This window comes from Xanthobacter sp. YC-JY1 (assembly GCF_021730305.1).
Lineage (GTDB): Bacteria > Pseudomonadota > Alphaproteobacteria > Rhizobiales > Xanthobacteraceae > Xanthobacter > Xanthobacter flavus.
In genome coordinates this window covers 3550938-3569209 of the sequence record NZ_CP032674.1, presented here as the reverse complement: position 1 = coordinate 3569209, position 18272 = coordinate 3550938, and the positions used below count along the sequence as shown (strand labels likewise).

Below are 18272 nucleotides of genomic sequence, written 5' to 3'. Positions count from 1 at the left end.
AACGGTCCGGATGTGTCAGTCGGTGGTGGTGAGGCCCAGCCGCTTCATGCGGTCGTGCAGGGTCTTGCGGGGAATGTTGAGGGCGAGGGCGGCGGCGGAGACGCGGTTGCCGGAGGCTTTCAGCGCATCCTCGATGACGAGGCGCTCCACCCGGTCCAGCAATTCGTTGAGGCTCGGCGCGGCAGCGGCGCCGCCGGTGAAATCGGGCGCGAGGAAGCCGAGCATGTGGCGCTCGGCAGCATTTTTCAGCTCGCGCACATTGCCCGGCCAGTCGGCCAGCATCAGCGCGCGGCGCAGCGAGGGCGGAACCTCCACCACCGGCCGCTGATACTTCACCGCCGCCTGCACCAGGAACAGCTCGAACAGGAGCGGGATATCCTCGCGCCGTTCGCGCAGCGGGGGCAAGGCGAGCTTCACCACGTCGAGACGGAAGAACAGGTCTTTCCGGAAGCGTCCGGCATCGGCTTCCGCGCCGAGGTCTTCCTTGGTGGCGGCGATGACGCGCAGGTCCACCGGCACCGGCGTGTTGGAGCCCAAGCGCTCGATGCGCCGGTCCTGCAGCACGCGCAGCAGCTTCACCTGCATGGCGAGGGGCATGCTCTCCACCTCGTCGAGGAAGAGGGTGCCGCCGGAAGCGTGTTCGATCTTGCCGATGCGCCGCTTGCCGGCGCCGGTGAAGGCGCCGGCCTCGTGGCCGAACATCTCGCTCTCGAACATGCTTTCGGGGATGGCGCCGCAATTGACCGCGACGAACGGCTTGTCGCGCCGGACGCCGCCCTCGTGCAGGGCGCGGGCGACCTGCTCCTTGCCGGCGCCGGTCTCGCCCAGCACCAGCACGTCGGCGCTGGTGGAGGCGAGCTGGGCGATGTCGTCGCGCAGGCGCCGCATGGCCGCCGACTGGCCGACGAGATGCCGCTCGATGGCATCGCCCCGGTCGAGGGCGGTGCGCAGGCGGCGGTTTTCCAGCACGAGGGCGCGCTTCTCCAGCGCGCGCTTCACCACCTCCACGAAGGCGTCGCTCACGAACGGCTTCTCGATGAAGTCGTAGGCGCCCTCGCGCATGGCGCTGACCGCCATGGCCACGTCGCCATGGCCGGTGATGAGCACTACCGGCAGCTCCGGATCGCGCCGGCGGATATCCGCCAGAAGCTCCAGCCCGTCGCGTGCGGGCAGGCGCACGTCGGTGACGACGATGCCGGGATAGTCCCGGCCGATGGCGGGCAAGGCGGCCTCGGCGCTGGCGAACGAGGCCACGTCGATGCCGGCGAGGTCCAGCGTCTGCTCGATGGAGACGCGGATCATCTCCTCGTCGTCCACCAGCAGCACCCGGGGGCGGCTGGCGTGGCGTGGGGCTTCGGTCTCGGCGGAGAAGGCGCGTTCAGGAAACATGGCGCAGCGGCTCCGCGGGAAGGGTCAGATGTGCTTCAGCCTCGGCCGCGTCCATTGCCAGATCGAAGGCGGTGCCACCTTCCGCTCGGGTGCGGGCGGTGAGGGTGGCGCCGAAGTCGCGGGCGATGGCGAGGGAGATCGGCAGGCCCAGCCCCAGCCCCTCGCCGGCCGGCTTGGTGGTGAAGAAGGGATCGAAGATGCGCTCGGCCGCGCCATCCGAAAGTCCCGGCCCATTGTCCTCCACCGTGAGAACGATGCGGCTACCATCGCGATGGGAGACAATGCGGACCGCCGCGTCCGGCCGCCCCTTCACCGCGTCGAGGGCATTGCCCACGAGGTTCACCAGCACCTGGCTGAGGCGGATGGGCTCGAACATCACCTGCACGGCGTCGGGGTCCAGTGCGCTGACGACGCGTGCGCCGGATGCGCGCAAGCGCGGGGCGAGGATGGCGAGGCTTTCCGCCAGCACCGCCGCGGCATCCACCGGCCCCTTCTCGCTGGAGGTGCGGCGGGCGAAGGCGCGCAACTGGCCGGTGATCTTGCCGAGGCGGTCCACCAGCGTGGCAATGCGGGCAAGGTTCGCCTCCGCATCCTCCTCGCGGCCGTGCTGGAGCAGCTTGGCGGTGTTGTCGGCCAGTGCGCGGAGTGCGGTCAGCGGCTGGTTCAGCTCGTGGGTCACGCCCGCCGCCATCTGGCCGAGGGTCGCCATCTTGGCGGCCTGCACCAGCTCGTCCTGCGCGGCGCGCAGCTCGCTTTCGGCGCGGCGCCGCTCCTCGATCTCGGCGGCGAGGCGGGTGTTGGCGGCGGAGAGGTCGGCGGTGCGCTCCACCACCTTGCCCTCCAGCTCGCGATGGGCGGCGGCGAGGGCCGCCTGCGCGGCAAGGGTTTCGCGGGCGCGCCGCAGATGTTGGCGCCAATAGAGGCCGACGAGGCCGAGGATGACCAGCGCCAGCGTCATGCCGATGCGGGCGGACCGCCCCGCCAGCACCACCGGCGCGGCATCGGTGAAGAGCTGCAGCTGCCAGTCGTAGGTGGGCAAATCCTTCTCGTCGCGCAGCACGAGGCCGGCGGGGCTGATGTCCGAGCCCGACAGCACCTTCAGGCCGCCCTCATCCTCGCCCCGCCCCATGCGCAGCAGGGGATAGGACTTGTGGCCATACTGGCGGGTGCGGGCCATCTCGGCGGCGGCGGTGGCGTCGACGGGCCGAAGCGCGCGGAACTTGAACTTCGGGTCCGAGGCAAGGAAGACGATGCCGTGCTCGTCCGCCACCAGCACGGTATCGGCGGCCTCATGCCAGACCGCTTCCAGCGGGTCGAGATTGACCTTGGTCGCCACCACGCCGGCCACCTTGCCATCCACCATCACCGGCGCGCTGATGAAATAGCCCGGCACGCCGGTGAGGGTGCCCACCGCATAGAAACGGCCGGTGCCGCCGGCCATGGCCTCGGTGTAATAGGGGCGATAGCTGAAATCCGTGCCCACGTAGGTTTCCGGCGTGTTCCAGTTGGAGGCGGCAATGGTCATGCCGCCGGGCGCCAGCAGATAGAGCACGGTGCCGCCGGCGGCGCGGTTCAGCGTCTCGAGATACGCATTCACCCGGGCCACCTGTTCGCCATCCGAGGGGGTGGCAAGCAGGCGCTTCACGTTTTCATCGAGGGCGGCGGCGGCGGGCAGATAGCCGAACCGCTCGATGGCGCCTTCGAGGCTCTGGGCATAGATTTCCGCCCGGTGGCGCGCATCCGAGGCGAGGCGCTCGCCCACCCGGGCCTCGGCCATCTCTCCGGCTTCCAGAACGGCGAAAACCGCAGCCGCCGCCAGCAGGGCGGACAGCACGGCGCCGAGGGCCGTGATGCGGTTCGGTCGCATGGAAATCGCACGTCCTCAAGGCGGTGAGGCCGGGCCTTGCGTGGCCCGGCCATGTCGCGGGGGATGCTGGTCCGCCCTCAGTCGGTGGTCAAGCCTTTGACCTCGACCTCCTCGAAGCGGTGCTGCTCGGCGGTGACGAGGGCGGACAATTCCCGCTTCAGCTCGTTGAAGGCGGTGGAGGCGGAATCCCGCGGGCGCGGCAGCTCCACCTTGATATCCCGCTTGATGGTGCCCGGCCGGTAGGTGAGCACGACGATGCGGTCCGCCAGATAGATGGACTCCTCGATGGAGTGAGTGACGAACACGATGGTCTTGCCCGTCGCCGACCAGATGCGGATCAGCTCGTCCTGAAGCGAACGGCGGGTGAGGGCGTCGAGCGCGCCGAACGGCTCGTCCATCAGCATCACCGGGCTGTCGAGTGCCAGCACGCGGGCGATGGCCACGCGCTGGCGCATGCCGCCGGACAGGTCCTTGGGGAAGCGGTCGCGGAATTCCGCGAGCTTCAGCATGGCGAGCAGCTCGTTCACCTTCGGCTCGATCTCGGCGCGGCTCATGCCCTTGATCTCAAGGCCGAAGGCGATGTTCTGCGCCACCGTCATCCACGGGAACAGGGCATATTCCTGAAACACCATGCCCCGGTCTGGGCCCGGATCTTTCACCGCGCGGCCGTCCACCGTGATGGTGCCGGTCGTGGGTGCCGAAAAGCCGGCGATGGCGTTCAGCAGGGTGGACTTGCCGCAGCCCGAGGGGCCGAGCAGGCACACGAACTCGCCCTCGTTGATGGTGAGGTCGATGTCCTTCAGGGCGACGATCTCGCCGCCGGGGATGACGAAGCGCTTGTCGACGTCCGACACCACGATGTGCGGCCGGGCGGCGTTCGCCATCACGGCGGGGGAGGGGGCGGGCATGGTTGCGAGGGGCGTTGCGGTGGGCATGGCGTTCCCTACGATTCCAGGCCGCGATGCCAGCGCAGCAGATGATTGTTCAGGCGGCTGACGGCGAGATCGATGGCAAGGCCGATCAGGCCGATGGTCAGCATTCCCGCGATGATCTTGTCCGACCAGAAGTATTCCCGCGCCTCCAGGATGCGGAAACCGAGGCCGTTATTGACCGCGATCATCTCGGCCACGATCACCACGATGAAGGCGGTGCCGATGCCGATGCGCGCGCCCGACAGGATGTAGGGCGTCGCCGCCGGCAGGATCACCCGCCGAAAGATGGTGAGGCGGCTCGCCCCGAGGCTGCGGGCGGCGCGGATATAGATGCTGTCCACGTGCCGCACGCCGGCGATGGTGTTCATCAGCACCGGGAAGAAGGCGCCGATGGCGATGAGGAACACTGCCGGCGCATTGCCGAGGCCGAACCACAGGATGGAGAGCGGGATATAGGCGATGGGCGGGATGGGCCGCAGCACCTGCATCAGCGGATTGACATAGCGATAGATGGAATCGCTCGTGCCCATGAACAGGCCGAGCGGCAGCGCGAGGCCCGCGCCGACGACGAAGCCCATCACCACCCGAGACAGGCTGGCGAGGGAATCGTGGATCAACTCTCCGGAGAAGATCCACGCGATCTTCGATTCCGTTGCCGGGTCAAAGGGTTCGAGCGGGGCGAGGTAGCTCCACCAGCGCGCCGCGACGGCGGCGGGGGAGGGGAGCACCATGGGGTTCACCCAGCCGGCCGAGCACGCAATCTGCCAGAGCAGCACCACGGCGACGGGCACGAGCAGCCCCTCGCCGAGCGCCTTGAAGCGCGAAATGTTCATGGGGCCGCCCTCACTTCACGCCGTTGGCGGACTTGGCGGCGTTGAGCAGATCGAGCTTCACCCAGTCCTCGGCCTTGGCAGGGGCGGACATCTTGCCGACGCCGTACTTGGCCATCACGTCCGTGGTCTTCTGGATGTGGTCCGCGCTCATGTCGAGGGAGTAGGGCGAGTTGGCGAGAGCTTCCTGGAATTCCTCGCCGGTGAGCTGGCCCTTGAACACGTCCTGCGTCACGAACTTCTCGGCGGCCTTGGGGTCGTTCATGAAGGTCTTCTGCGCCTTCACGAAGCAATCCATCAGCTTCTTGGCCGTCTCGGGGTGTTCCTTGTAGAACTTCTCGCTCATCACCAGCGTGCGGATGGGCGAGCCGATGGGCGTGTCGTAGGGCTTCAGCACTTCCACGCCGAAGCCGCGGGCGATGGCCTGCGCGGACTGCGGCTCGGTCTGCATGATGGCGTCCACCTGCTTCTGCAGCAGCGCCTGGTTGAGGTCGGGATAGCCGAGATAGACGATGGTGATGTCCTTGGCGGACATGCCGTTCTTGCCGAGCTCGGCGGCCAGCAGGACTTCCTGGATGGAGCCGCGGGTGACGCCCACGCGCTTGCCCTTCATGTCGGGCACCGACTTGATGCCGCTGTCGGGGGTCGCCAGAAGGCGCGCGCCGCCGCTGGCGAAGCCGCCGACGATATAGATGGGCGCGCCATTGCCACGGCCGGAGATCGCCGCCTCGGATGCTGTGGCGCCCACGTCCAGCTCCCCGGCGAGGATCGCCTGCATCACGTCCGGCCCCTTGGGAAAGAGCTTGAGATCGATGGTGATGCCGCAGCTCGGCGCGATCTCCTTCATGTAGGAGACGCCGGCGAAATGGGCGAGCTTGAGGTTGCCCACCCGCACGGTTTCCTGCGCCGTGGCCGCGCCCGCCGCAACGGCGGACATCAGAACGGCGGACACAAGGGTGGCGGTGATGCGAAGTCGTTTAAGCATGGCGCTTCTCCCAGGAGCCCGGCATTGGTGCCGGTTCGAATGCGCCATCCATTGCACCGCGCATGCCAGCCATGCGGCCTGCGCCGGACTCAATTAATGCGTTGTGATGATGTTGGTTTTTTGCGGAGCCGAGAAAATCGCCGGGCGAAAATCCGCCGATGCAAAGAAAAGGGGTGGCGGAATTCCGCCACCCCTTCGGACGCTGTCACCGCCGGATCGCGGGCCGTCAGCCGCAGGCTGTCGCGGCCTTCAGGCGCTGGCGGCTGCGCCGCAGGAGGAGCGTGAAGGCGAGGCCCGCGAGGGCCGTGCCCGCGCCCGCGAGGGAGACGGCGGGATAGCCGAGGCCGGCATCGATCACCGCGCCGCCCAGCGCCGCGCCCAGCGCATTGCCGAGGTTGAAGGCGCCGATATTCATGGCCGAGGCGAGGTGCGGCGCCTCGGACGCCTCGTGCACCACCCGCATCTGCAGCGGCGGCACGAGGGCGAAGCTGGCGATGCCCCAGAGGAAGACCAGCGGCACCGTGGCGAGGTGCGAGCGCATGCCCGGCACGAACAGCACCAGCAGCACCGCCACCGCCGTCAGCGAGCCGATGAGCGTGCCGTCCAGCGAGCGATCGGCGAAGCGCCCGCCCAGCCAGTTGCCCAGCGCGAGACCCAGCCCGTAGACCACCAGCATGGCGGTGACGAAGCCGGAGGCGGCGCCGGTCTCCACCTGCAGGATCGGCGCGATATAGGTGAAGACGGTGAACATGGCGCTGGAGCTGACCACGGTCAGCAGCAATGCGGCGAGCACCGGGCCGCGCATGAGCACCTTCAGTTCCGCGCGCATGTCGCTCTCGCCCTGAACCTCCAGCGGCGGAAGGGAGAGGCGCACCGCCACCATGGCGATGGCACCGATGACGGCGATGCCGAAGAAGGCCACGCGCCAGCCGACCGCCTCGCCCACCCATGCCGCAAGCGGTACGCCGCCGATGGTGGCGATGGTGAGGCCCGAGAACATGGCGGCGACCGCCCCGGCGCGCTTGTCCGCCGGCACAACGCTCGCCGCAACCACCGCGCCCACGCCGAAGAAGGCGCCGTGGTTGAAGGAGGTGACGATGCGGCCGGCGAGCAGCATCCAGTAGCCGTCGGCGAAGGCGGAGATGAGGTTGCCCACGGTGAAGATGCCCATGGACAGCACCAGCAGCCGGCGCCGGGGCATGCTGGCGAAGGCGAGTGTCATGATGGGTGCGGTCACCAGCACGCCGAAGGCATAGGCGCTCACCAGCAGGCCGGCGGCGGGAATGGAGACGCCGAGGTCCGAGGCGATGATCGGCAGCATCCCCATGGGCGAGAATTCGGTGACGCCGATGCCGAAGGCGCCGATGGCGAGCGCCACCAGCGGCAGGTTGATCTTCATGGGAGGGAACTCCGGGGCAAATCGTGTTGCCACGGAATATGGTTGACATTGCAGTGCAGCAATAGAGACGATCCGGGTCCAGCATCTGTGCGCCGGAGTCACGAATGGACCGCCCCGACCGGACCGGAGAGATGGCCGCCTTCCTCAAGGTCGCGTGTGCCGGCAGCCTCTCAGGGGCGGCCCGCGAGCTGGGTCTCACCCCCTCGGCGGTGAGCCGCATCCTGGCCCGCATCGAGGCGCGGCTCGGCGTGCGCCTGATGGTGCGGACCACCCGCCAGTTGCGCCTCACGGAAGAAGGCGAGGCCTATGCCCGCGCCGCCCGGCGCATCCTCGCCGACATCGACGAGACGGAAGCGGCGCTGGCCGACCGCGCCAATCCGCGCGGGCGCATCCGCGTCAGCGCCTCCATGGCCCATGGCCGCCTCGTCATCGTGCCGCTGCTCGGCGAATTCGTGGCGCGCTATCCGGACATCGAGGTGGAGATGGAGCTGAGCGACGAGATCGCCGACGTGCTCGGCGGGCGGGTGGACGTGGCCATCCGCTTCGGCCCCCTCGCCGACAGCCCGCTGACCGCCCGCCGCCTCGGCGAGACCGGGCGCACCGTCATCGCCGCGCCCTCCTATCTCGCCCGCCACGGCACGCCCCGGGTGCCGGCGGACCTTGCCCGGCACAATTGCCTCGATTTCAGCTTCCGCCGCATCGAGCCCGGCTGGCCGTTCCGCGAGGACGGGCGCGATTACATGCTGGAGGTGAAGGGCAACATCACCGCCAACAATGGCGAGACGCTGGTGCAGCTCGCCGCGCAGGGCGTTGGCATCACCCGCGTCGGCAACTTCCACATCGATGAGGCCAATGCGCGCGGCGGATTTTCCAGTGGCGCGCTGGTGCCGCTGCTCGAAGCGTTCAACCCGCAGGATCGGGAAAGCATCCACGCGGTGTTCGTGGGTGGGGCCAACACGCCGGCCCGGGTGCGCGTCTTCGTGGATTTCCTCGCCGAGAAGCTCCGCCGCGCGCCGCCGGCCTGAGTGTGGCAATAGGGCGGGGCGGATCAGCCGTCCGCCAGTTGCACGCGGTTGCGGCCTTCGGCCTTGGCCCGGTAGAGCGCCATGTCGGCGCGGCGCAGCGCTGTCGCCAGCGGCTCGCCCTGCGCGGCCAGGGCGGCGCCGAGGCTTGTGGTGACGCGATGCCCGGGGGGCAGGCCGGGCCAGCTCAAGTGCTCCGTCGCTTCCCTCAGCCGCTGGGCGACGCGCAGCAGGCTTACCGCGTCGGCAGCGGGCATCAGCAGGCAGAATTCCTCGCCGCCGATCCGCCCGCACAGATCCGCGGGACCGGCGCACGAGGCGAGCACCGCGCCGAATCGCCGGATCACCTCGTCGCCGGCCGAATGACCGAACCGGTCGTTGATCGCCTTGAAATGATCGAGGTCGCAGATGAGCAGGCCGATGCCGGAGCCCGGCGGCGCGGTGTCCGCGAGGCGCTCCGCGCGTTCGAGGAAGGCGGTGCGGGTGAGGACGCCGGAGAGGCCGTCCCGCTCCAGCCGGCCGGTGGCTTCGGCAATCACCTCCGTCACGACGAGCGCGAGCAGCGCCACGCCGAGCATGAGCGACAGGATGCTGCCGGCCGTCTGCGAATAACGGGCATAGGCGCTCGTCAGATAATCGCGGACGCCGTTGTCCGCCCCGTCGAGCGGAATGAGAACCGCCTTCGCCGCGAACTGCAGCGCGCAGAGCCCCAGCACGCCGGCAAGCACAAGGTCCACCGCGCGCCCGGGCGAATGCCGCAGCACCGTGCCGGCGGCGAACGCGAGCATGGCCGCGAAGGGCAGTTGATAGGTCAGCGCCTGCGCCCATCCTCCGCGCGGGAGATCGACGCCGGCGAGCCCCGTGAAGGCCACCGCGAGGAGCGCCGCCGCGCCGGGCCAGCCGAGGCGCGAATCGGGCCGGTAGTGGCGCAGCATTCCGGCCGCGATGAAGAAGACCGCCGCCATGAGCGATCCGAACGAGAGTGTGGACGCGAGCCGGACGGAGGGGATGTCCGGCGCCAGCGCCTCGATGAGGACGGTGGCGGCGGCGCAGGCGAAGGCGGCGGCGCACCATCGCCCCAGCCGGACCGAGGAGCGCCAGGAGACGGCAAGAAACGCCGCAGCGAAGGTCAGGCCGATCGCGCAATTGATGAGCAGCAGAAATGTGGCGTCGGTCATGGGGAGTCGGTCATGGGGCGTCGGTCATGGCACGCCCGGGTGCCGTTCTTGGCTTCCTGTCGCCGGCGAGGCACGTTGCATAGTTACCACAATCCCGGACGATCGATCATGCCCCTCGGTGACGCGGCGGGTATGAGCGGGGTTGGTGGTAACAGGTTGATGTCGGGCAAGCCCAAAGAATTTCTAGGTTTTTCTGGCGAGGGCCGAAATCGCGCCCGCATTTCGATACCGCCAGTTTAGAGATATTCTATATCAATAAGGGAGCTCCTCCGATTGACAAAGCGGGGCCGCTCACCCCCAATCCGGGCTCACTAGCGGCGATTTGCGGGCCCTTCGTGGGCCGGGCGGGTGCCGTTCAGGCTTTCGGCAGTCGCGCGACCCTGATCGGGGCTTCGCCGCTGGCTGTGATCTGGGGGATTTAGAGATGCTGGATACCGTGTTTCGGACCGCCGCCCGCGGCAGAAGCGGGGACCTTCCGGGCACGCGGACCCTTCTCGGCCGCTATCTTCTTGCCGGCGTCGCCGCCGGTGCGCTGCTCGGCACCCCCATGCTCGGCACCGCGCATGCGGCCGACATGGCCACCAAGGCGCCGGCCGCCGCCCCGGCGGAAGAGGAGGCGGAGCCCTCCATCGCCCCGCAGCTCGGCTGGCTCGGCGACTGGGGCGGCTACCGTCCCAAGCTGGCGGAAGCCGGCATCAAGATCGGCGTGAACTATATCGGCGAACTCTGGCGCAACACCGAGGGCGGCCTCGGCACCGGCACCGCTTATAACGGCCGCTTCCAGTTCTCGCTCGATGCCGATCTGGACAAGCTGTTCAACTGGAAGGGCGCGACCTTCCACGCCAGCGTGCTGCAGATTCAGGGCTCGGGCTTCTCCGGCCAGTATCTCGGCAACATCATGGGCGTCAGCAATGTGGACGCCCTCTCCACCACCCGCCTGTTCGAGCTCTACATCGAGCAGGCGTTCGGTGATGGCAAGTCGAGCATCCGCTTCGGCCAGCTCTCCGCCGATTCGGAATTCGCCATCTCGGACAACGGTTCGCTGTTCCTGAACTCCACCTTCGGCTGGCCGGCTCTGTTCGCCGCCGACCTGCCGAGCGGCGGTCCCGCCTATCCCCTCGCCACCCCCGGCGTGCGCGTGAAGTGGGTGCCGAACGACGAGTGGACCGTGCTCGTCGGCCTGTTCAACGGCAATCCCGCGCCTTGCTGCGGCGATCCCCAGGAAGAGAACAAGTATGGCCTGAACTTCATCGTCGATCAGGGCGTGTTCGTGATCGGCGAAGTGGCCTACAGCTACAACAAGGCCGAGAACGCCGCCTGGCTGCCCGGCACCGTCAAGGTCGGTGGCTGGTACAATTCCAATTCGTTCAACAGCCAAGTCTACGACATCTTCGGCGTGCCGCTGGCGAGCCCCGCTTCCATTGGTCTCGCCAAGCAGATCCAGGGTGACTACGCCTTCTACGCCATCATCGACCAGATGATCTGGCGCAAGCCCGGCACCAAGGACAAGGGCATCAGCGTCTTCGGGCGTGTTACGGCGGCGCCCAGCGAGCAGAACCAGCTCGGCTTCTATTGGGATGGCGGCATCACCTTCAAGGGCCTCGTTCCGGGCCGCGAGGACGATGCGTTCGGCGTCGCCTTCGGCAATGCGCGGGTGACGAACGCGGCCCAGCAGGCCGACCTCTACACCGCGCTCTACAACGGGTCCTATTATCCCATCCGCAGCAGCGAGACGGTGCTGGAAGTGACCTATTCGGCGCAGGTGATGCCGGGTTGGACCATCCAGCCCGACTTCCAGTACATCTGGAATCCCGGCGGCGGCGTGCTCAACCCGAACGATCCCCTCGGCATCTCGCTGGTGAAGAATGCCGCCGTGTTCGGCGTGCGCACCACCATCAACTACTGAGCATTCCAAGAAAAAGCCGGGCGGCCGCGAGGTCGCCCGGCTTTTTTGCGTCTGGCGTAATGGCTTGCGCTCAGCCCGCGGTGGGAGCCACCTCGAACAGGCAGTGGTCGAAGCCCTCAGCGGCGCATTGCACCTCGCGGGCCTGAAGCCGGCGCGGCGCGCCCGCCTGCTCGCACACGAATTCCAGCGCCCCGGCAAGCCACGGCGCGAACATGTAGCAGAGCTTGCGGTCCGCCCCCTTCGTCGCGTCCGTGACGAAGGAGGAGTGATCGAGCCGGATCGTCGCCGTCCCCGCCGCCGGGTCGAGCGCGAGGATGGAAAACCGCCCCCAGCCGCGCTGCGACAGCCGTTTCATGTAGTGCGCGAACACGTCGGCGCCGGTCAGGCCATAGATTTCCGCCTGCCGCTCGCACCACACGAAGGCCGAGAGCCGGCCAGCCGGCGCCAGCGCCGCGTCAAACGCCTCCGCCCCCAGTGCCGCCTCGATGGCGAGGTGATTGTTGTTGTAGAAGTGCTGCGGCACCAGGATCATGGGCATCTTGTCCACGAACCAGCGGCCGGTCTCTGGGTCCACGTCGATCTCGACTTCGGGCTTCGCCATGGGTACCTCGCTCCGGCTTCATGCACTGTCATCCCCCGGCTTGTCCGGGGGATCCCCTGTTCCGCTCGCCCGGTTCACGAATGGATGCGCCGTTTTGTCGGCCCGGTGGATCCCCCGGACAAGCCGGGGGATGACGACCGTTCAAAGCACCACAGCGGGCAACCTCAAAGAGTCTTCCTCACTTCCCCCACACATCCTTGAGCAGTTGCAGCCAGTTGCCACCCATCACCTTCTCGATGCGCCCGGTGGACCAGCCGCGCTCTTCCATCGCCGCAGTGAGGTTGGGGAAGTCGCCGATCACGCGGAAGCCCTCGGGATTGATGACCTCGCCGAAGTCGGTGAGCTTGCGGCCGGTGCCCTTGTCGTGGGTGATCCAGTCGAAGAAGGGCTTGCCATAGCCCTGGGTGAAGTCGGTGCCGACGCCCACCATGTCCTCGCCGGCAATGTCGATCACATATTCCATCGCCTCCACATAGTCCGCGACGGTGGAGGCCGGCCCCTTCTTCAGGAAGGGCGGGAACATGGTGACGCCGATGAAGCCGCCCTTGTCGGCGATGAAGCGCAGCTGCTCGTCGGTCTTGTTGCGCGGGTGCGCCTTGAGGCCGGCCGGCAGGCAGTGGGAATAGGCGACGCGCTGCTTCGAGGCGAGGATGGTGTCTTCCGAGGTCTTCGGCCCCACGTGCGAGAGATCGCAGAGGATGCCGAGGCGGTTCATCTCCGCCACCACGTCGCGGCCGAAGTCGGAGAGGCCGCTGTCGCGGCTCTCGTAGCAGCCGGAACCCACCCAGTTCTGCGTGTTGTAGGTCATCTGGATGATGCGCACGCCGAGCTCGTGGAACAGCTCGAGATATTCGAGGTGATCCTCGATGGCGGTGGTGTTCTGCCAGCCGAGGATGATGCCGGTCTTGCCGTCCTGCTTCGCCTTGAGGATGTCGGCGGTGGAGTAGACCTGCGAGATGAGGTCCGCGTTGGCGGTGAAATCCTTCTTCCACCGGGCGATGTTGCGCATCGTCTCGGTGAAGTTGTCCCAGATGGAGCAGGTGCAGTTGGCGGCGGTGAGGCCGCCCTTGCGCATGTCCTCGAACACCGGGCGGGAGAAGTCGGAGATGATGAGCCCGTCGATGACGATAAGCTTGTCGTGGAGGTCGGACACCGGGTTTCCCCCTTATAGGACGCGAGAATGCAGGAAAGGCTCAGGCCGGCACCAGCGTGCCGGCATCGGGATGCCAGGAGACGCGCACCGGCTGGCCGGGCTTGAGCGGCGCGGGGCCGCCCACCGCGGGCGAGGGGCGGCGGGCGATGAGGACGAGGCCGGAGGCCGTCGCCACGCGATAGTCGATGACGAGGCCGCGATAGGTGGCGAGGTCCACCACCGCCGGAAGGGCGTTGTGGTCGGGCTCATCTGCGTCGAGCGCCAGCCGCTCCGGCCGCAGCGCGAGGGAGAGATCGCCGCCGACACCCACCGGATGCACGCGCACCTCCTCGCCGCTGGCGAGGCGGAAGCGACCGACGCCGGCCAGCTCGCCGGGCAGCAGGTTCGTCACGCCCATGAACTCGGCGGCGAAGCGCGAGGCGGGGCGGCCGAAGAGGTCGTCCGGCGAGCCCTGCTGCTCGATCTTGCCGGCGCGCATGAGCACCACGCGGTCGGCCACCGATAGCGCTTCGTCCTGGTCGTGGGTGACGAAGATGGTGGTGATGCCGAGCTGCTGCTGCAGGGTACGGATCTCGGTCTTCATCTCGTGGCGCAATTGCGCGTCGAGGTTGGAGAGCGGCTCGTCCAGCAGCAGCACGTCCGGCTCGATGACGAGGGCGCGGGCCAGCGCCACCCGCTGCTGCTGGCCGCCGGAGAGCTGCTTGGGCAGGCGCTCGGCGAGGTGGGAGAGCTTCACCCGGTCCAGCGCTGTTTTCACCTTGGCGCCGATCTCCGCCTTTGGGAGCTTGCGCATCTCCAGCCCGAACGCGACGTTCTCGGCGACGCTCATGTGCGGGAACAGCGCATAGTTCTGGAAGCCGAAGCCCATGTTGCGCTTGTTCGGCGGCAGGTGGGTGAGGTCGCGCCCGCCGACGAGGATGCGCCCTTCGGTGACGGGGATGAAGCCGCCCACCATGCGCAGCGTCGTGGTCTTGCCGCAGCCCGAGGGGCCGAGCAGCGCCACCAGTTCCCCCTCGCCGATGGTGAGGGAGACGTGGTCCACGGCGGTCATAGCGTCGTAGCGCTTGACGATGGATTGCAGCACGACATCGGACATGTGGCTCGCTCCTCAGAAGGCGCGGGAGAGGCGGGCGTAGCGGTCCGAGACGAGGAGCAGCACGCCGATGATGAGGATCTGCACGGTGGCCACCGCCGCCACCGTCGAATCCAGATTCCATTCGAGATAGGAGACGAGCGCGATCTGCAGCGTGGTGCGCCCCGGCCCCACGAGGAAGATCGACTTCTCCAGATCGATGAAAGAGATGACGAAGGAGAAGAGTGCCGCCGCCACGATGCCCGGCTTGATGATGGGCAGCGTCACCCGGAAGAAGGTGGTGAGCCGGCCCGCCCCCAGCGATTGCGCCGCTTCCTCGTAGGACGGGCTCATGCCCACCAGCGAGGCGGTGACGAGGCGCACGGTCCACGGCAAAGCGATGAGGCCGTGGGCCACGAACAGGCCCGGCAGGGTGCCGGAGATGTCCACGTCCAGCAGGATCTCCAGCTCGATGAAGGCCATGAACAGCGCGGCGCCGCCGACGATGCCCGGCACCACCATGGGCGAGAGCAGCAGGGTCTGGATGGCGTCGCGCCCGGGGAAGCGATAGCGCACCAGCGCGAGGCTGGCCGGCACGCCCAGCGCCAGCGAGAGGGCCACCGCCACCAGCGCCGTCTCGACGCTGGTGATGAAGCCGTTGCGGAAGGAATCGAGCTGCCAGGCGCGCACGTACCAGTCCAGCGTGTAGCCGGTGGCCGGGAAGGAGAGGATGCGGTTGGCGAAGAAGCTGACCCAGATCACCGCGCCCAGCGGCAGCACCACGAAGGCGAGCACCAGGGCGGTGATGGCGGCATAGATGCGGTTGACGGCGAGAAGTCCCATTTGCCCCTCACTCGCTCCAGCGCCGGTAGCGGCGCTGCACCAGAACGTTGGCGGTGGTGGTGAGCACCAGGGTCACCGCCATCAGCACGAAGGCGAGCGCCGCGCCGAAGGGCCAGTTCATGGCCTTGGCCACCTGCTGGTAGACGGTGGGCGCCATCATGTGGAAGCTCGGTCCGCCAATGAGCACCGGCGTCGCATAGGCGTTCATGGAGAGGATGAAGCAGAGCATCGTCCCCGCGAGGATGCCGGGCAGCGCCAAGGGCAGCACCACGCGACGGAGCACCGTGAGGTGGGAGGCGCCGAGCGACTGGGCGGCGGACTCAAGGTTCGCGTCGATGCCCTCGATGACGCTTTGCAGCGTCACGATCATGAAGGGCAGCAGCACCGAGACGAGGCCGATGACCACGGCGGTGGGCGTGTACATCAGCTTCACCGGCGAGATGCCGATGGCGCCGATGACGGCGTTGAACAGGCCCTTGTCGCCGAGGATGACCATCCACGCGGCCGTCCGCACCGCATTGCCCATGAGCAGAGGCAGCACGATGAGCAGGAGCAGCCGGCCCTTCCACTTGTCGCTTGCCTGCCGCACCAGAAAATAGGCGACCGGAAAGCCCGCCACGAGGCAGAGGAGGGTGGAGAGGGCGGAGATCCACAGCGTGGTGCCCAGCACCTCCTGATAGAAGCTGTCGGCGAAGAAGCGCGCGTAATTGTCGAGCGTCAGCGCCTCCACCATCATCTGCCCCGGCACGAACCGGTTCAGCGAATAGCGGAACATGAGCGCGAGCGGCCCAATCAGTGCCAGTAGCACGAAGATCGTGGCCGGCGCCGTGAGGCCGTAGGCGGGGGCGAGCCGCCGCCCCTCCCGCCCGCGCGGTGCAGGCGGGGAAGCTGTCGCCACCGGCGCGGTGGCGCCGGAGGTTGCCGGGCCCGAACTTGCCGAGGAGGTCATGTCGGCCTCGCTCAGCGGGCGATGTTCTTGTTCCACCACTCCAGCCATTCCGCCGTATTCTTGGCCACGTGCGCGTAATCGGGAAACTTCAGCGCGGCGGCTTCGGCGGCGGTGAAGTCCACCTTCGCCTTGAGTTCGGGCGAAAGCTCCGCCTTGCTGTTGGCCGGGGCGTAGAAGCTGGCGCCGGCAAGGCCGGCCATGGCCTTGGGGTCCAGCATGGCGTTGAAATAGATCAGGGACAAATCCGGGCTCGGCGCCTTCTTCGGCAAAGCCGCGCCGAACATCACCGCGATGGCGCCTTCGGACGGGTAGCCGATGGCGAGGGGGGCGCCGTCATTGGCCCATTGCAGGCCGCGCGCCTTGTAGTTCACCGCGATGTCCACCTCCCCATTGACGAGGCCGGCGCCGAGCTGCTGGTGCGCGGCGTAGATGCGCGGCTGGGTGAGTTCCTTCAGCTCGACGAGGCGGGCCTTGCCTTCTTCGGTATTGGTGACGTTGCCGCCTTTGATGAGGCCGGCCATCATGATGTAGTTGAAATAGAGCTGGTTGGTGAGGCCGATCTTGCCGGCCCATTTCTTGTCCCATAGCTCGGCATAGGACTTGGGCGGGTTCGGCACCTTGTCCTTGTTGTAGATGATGGTCACGCCGCTATAGAGCCACGGAACGAAGAAGGGCTTGGACTTCAGCGCGGGGACGACGCTCGCATAGTTAGGCACCTTGGAGAAATCGATGTTCTCGATCACCTCCTGGCCGTAGAGCTCGACGCTGTCGCCCTCGTTGATGTGGATGACGTCGATGGTGCCGCGCCGCAGCCGCTTCTCGGCGATCAGCTTCGCCTTGCGCTCAGGCTCCATGCCGAGGTCGCGGACGATCTTGATGCCCTGGCTCTCCACGAGCGGGGCTTCCACGAACTTGATGGTGCGTTCATTCCAGTCGCCGCCCCAGTTGGAGACGACGAGGGTCTTGTCCTGCGCGCGCGCAAGGCCGGGCAGTGAGATGGCGGCTGCGCCTGCGCCGAGGCCGGCGAGGACGGCGCGGCGGGAGGGGGCGCCGGTGAGCTGGTCGATGAGCTTGGTCATGTTCGCCTCTGGATTATGATTTGAAGTCGAACGCAGAAGCCGGCGGCGCGGGAAGCGCCACCGGGAAGTCACTCGTGTGCGAACGCCCTTTCCGCACTTAGACCGACCGTCATCCCCCGGCTTGTCCGGGGGATCCACGGGTGGGCCGGGGCGGCTCCCGTCCTGCTGTGGCGGCTCGGGCGGCCGGGTGGATGCCCCGGACAAGCCGGGGCATGACGGCGGTTGGAGAGGGTCACGCGGCCGCCTTGGACTTGCCGCCCACCTCGTCGAGATAGGCGATGCAGCGCTCCAGGGGTTCCACGTCGGCGAACTTGGCGTCGATGTCGAACAGGTTCCACGCCACCGCGCCGGGCACCCGGTCACCGATGCATTCCTTCACCGCGATGGTGCGGAAGCCTTCGGCGAGGCCGTCGCACAGGGTGGTGCGCACGCAGGCCGAGGCGGTGACGCCGGTGACGAGGATAGTGTCCACGTTGTTGGCGCGCAGGAAGCCGGCGAGATAGGTGCCGTGGAAGGCCGAGGCCCGCTTCTTGATGAGCACCTGCTCGCCCGCCACGGGCTCGATGCGGCTGTCGATGGCCCACAGCTCGGGCTTGGCCTGGTCCACCACCTCGATCGGGATCTTGTGGTGCCACAGGCCCATGTCGGTGGCGGCCTTGGTCTCGTCCGTCACCTGGTAGCAGGTGGTGACGTGGACCACCGGATGGCCGTTGCGCCGGCAGGCGGCGAGCAGAGCCTGCACGCCGGGGATGATCTCGTCGTCGATCTTCTCGCAGGTGAACGGGTTGCCCGGCCGGGTCCACGCATTGGCAAGGTCCACATTGATGAGCGCCGGCCGCCGGCCGAAGCCGACCCGCCGCTGGAAGCCGTTGCGCTGATAGAGCTGGGTTGCCTGCTCGAAGGCGCGCGTCAGCGCTGCGTCGAGGTCTTCCTCGAAGGCCATATCCTTGATCCCTGATGATTTTCCGCCCGTTGCCACCGGGCTCGCAGGGAGAAGATTGGGCGAGGTCGGCCGGCTTGGGAAATTCTAATTTCAGCCTTATTGATGATTTTTCTGGTATGAATAT

Annotated in this window: 16 protein-coding genes; 2 read left to right on the top strand and 14 right to left on the bottom strand. The window is 67.7% G+C overall.

Going from position 1 to position 18272, the window contains the following annotated elements; all coding sequences use genetic code 11:
- Nucleotides 1-15 precede the first annotated feature (15 nt).
- The 6 genes from D7006_RS16740 to D7006_RS16715 all read right to left on the bottom strand — a co-directional run bounded on the left by D7006_RS16740 (nucleotide 16) and on the right by D7006_RS16715 (nucleotide 7402).
- The gene (locus D7006_RS16740; RefSeq protein ID WP_237353830.1) at nucleotides 16-1389 is read right to left on the bottom strand and encodes a sigma-54 dependent transcriptional regulator; all 1374 of its coding nucleotides are present in this window, start codon (nucleotides 1387-1389) and stop codon (nucleotides 16-18) included.
- Nucleotides 1379-3256, bottom strand: a complete 1878-nt coding sequence (locus tag D7006_RS16735) for an ATP-binding protein (RefSeq protein WP_237353829.1) — start codon at nucleotides 3254-3256, stop codon at nucleotides 1379-1381. The genes D7006_RS16740 and D7006_RS16735 overlap by 11 nt, the downstream gene beginning before the upstream one ends.
- Before the next feature lie 77 nt (nucleotides 3257-3333).
- Nucleotides 3334-4164 (bottom strand): ABC transporter ATP-binding protein, encoded by an 831-nt coding sequence (locus tag D7006_RS16730; protein WP_237356936.1) that lies wholly within the window; start codon nucleotides 4162-4164, stop codon nucleotides 3334-3336.
- A gap of 35 nt (nucleotides 4165-4199) precedes the next feature.
- The gene (locus D7006_RS16725) at nucleotides 4200-5021 is read right to left on the bottom strand and encodes an ABC transporter permease (protein ID WP_169122997.1); all 822 of its coding nucleotides are present in this window, start codon (nucleotides 5019-5021) and stop codon (nucleotides 4200-4202) included.
- A 10-nt stretch (nucleotides 5022-5031) separates the two neighbouring features.
- Nucleotides 5032-6003: an ABC transporter substrate-binding protein gene (locus tag D7006_RS16720; RefSeq protein ID WP_237353828.1), complete on the bottom strand. Its 972-nt coding sequence runs from the start codon at nucleotides 6001-6003 to the stop codon at nucleotides 5032-5034.
- A gap of 226 nt (nucleotides 6004-6229) precedes the next feature.
- Nucleotides 6230-7402 carry an MFS transporter gene (locus D7006_RS16715; protein WP_237353827.1) on the bottom strand — a complete coding sequence of 391 codons (1173 nt, stop codon included), beginning with the start codon at nucleotides 7400-7402 and terminating at the stop codon, nucleotides 6230-6232.
- A gap of 104 nt (nucleotides 7403-7506) precedes the next feature.
- On the opposite strand from D7006_RS16715, the gene D7006_RS16710 reads away from it, so the two are divergent.
- Complete coding sequence (locus tag D7006_RS16710) at nucleotides 7507-8427, top strand: LysR family transcriptional regulator (RefSeq protein ID WP_237353826.1); 921 nt, start codon at nucleotides 7507-7509, stop codon at nucleotides 8425-8427.
- A 23-nt stretch (nucleotides 8428-8450) separates the two neighbouring features.
- Here D7006_RS16710 and D7006_RS16705 read toward each other — a convergent pair whose 3' ends face one another.
- Nucleotides 8451-9602 carry a diguanylate cyclase gene (locus tag D7006_RS16705; RefSeq protein WP_237353825.1) on the bottom strand — a complete coding sequence of 384 codons (1152 nt, stop codon included), beginning with the start codon at nucleotides 9600-9602 and terminating at the stop codon, nucleotides 8451-8453.
- A 424-nt stretch (nucleotides 9603-10026) separates the two neighbouring features.
- Here D7006_RS16705 and D7006_RS16700 point away from each other — a divergent pair, with 424 nt between their 5' ends.
- Nucleotides 10027-11508 (top strand): carbohydrate porin, encoded by a 1482-nt coding sequence (locus D7006_RS16700; protein ID WP_237353824.1) that lies wholly within the window; start codon nucleotides 10027-10029, stop codon nucleotides 11506-11508.
- Between the two features lie 70 nt (nucleotides 11509-11578).
- Here the strand turns inward: D7006_RS16700 and D7006_RS16695 are convergent, their stop codons facing one another.
- The 7 genes from D7006_RS16695 to D7006_RS16665 all read right to left on the bottom strand — a co-directional run bounded on the left by D7006_RS16695 (nucleotide 11579) and on the right by D7006_RS16665 (nucleotide 18148).
- Nucleotides 11579-12109: a 4-vinyl reductase gene (locus D7006_RS16695; RefSeq protein ID WP_237353823.1), complete on the bottom strand. Its 531-nt coding sequence runs from the start codon at nucleotides 12107-12109 to the stop codon at nucleotides 11579-11581.
- Between the two features lie 178 nt (nucleotides 12110-12287).
- Nucleotides 12288-13262 (bottom strand): dipeptidase, encoded by a 975-nt coding sequence (locus D7006_RS16690; RefSeq protein WP_237353822.1) that lies wholly within the window; start codon nucleotides 13260-13262, stop codon nucleotides 12288-12290.
- A gap of 40 nt (nucleotides 13263-13302) precedes the next feature.
- Nucleotides 13303-14358 carry an ABC transporter ATP-binding protein gene (locus D7006_RS16685; RefSeq protein WP_237353821.1) on the bottom strand — a complete coding sequence of 352 codons (1056 nt, stop codon included), beginning with the start codon at nucleotides 14356-14358 and terminating at the stop codon, nucleotides 13303-13305.
- Nucleotides 14359-14370: 12 nt separating this feature from the next.
- The gene (locus D7006_RS16680; protein WP_169122989.1) at nucleotides 14371-15177 is read right to left on the bottom strand and encodes an ABC transporter permease; all 807 of its coding nucleotides are present in this window, start codon (nucleotides 15175-15177) and stop codon (nucleotides 14371-14373) included.
- A 7-nt stretch (nucleotides 15178-15184) separates the two neighbouring features.
- Nucleotides 15185-16126 carry an ABC transporter permease gene (locus D7006_RS16675; protein ID WP_237353820.1) on the bottom strand — a complete coding sequence of 314 codons (942 nt, stop codon included), beginning with the start codon at nucleotides 16124-16126 and terminating at the stop codon, nucleotides 15185-15187.
- Between the two features lie 11 nt (nucleotides 16127-16137).
- Nucleotides 16138-17205, bottom strand: a complete 1068-nt coding sequence (locus D7006_RS16670) for a PotD/PotF family extracellular solute-binding protein (RefSeq protein ID WP_237353819.1) — start codon at nucleotides 17203-17205, stop codon at nucleotides 16138-16140.
- A gap of 232 nt (nucleotides 17206-17437) precedes the next feature.
- Nucleotides 17438-18148, bottom strand: a complete 711-nt coding sequence (locus D7006_RS16665) for an isochorismatase family protein (RefSeq protein ID WP_237353818.1) — start codon at nucleotides 18146-18148, stop codon at nucleotides 17438-17440.
- Nucleotides 18149-18272 lie beyond the last annotated feature (124 nt).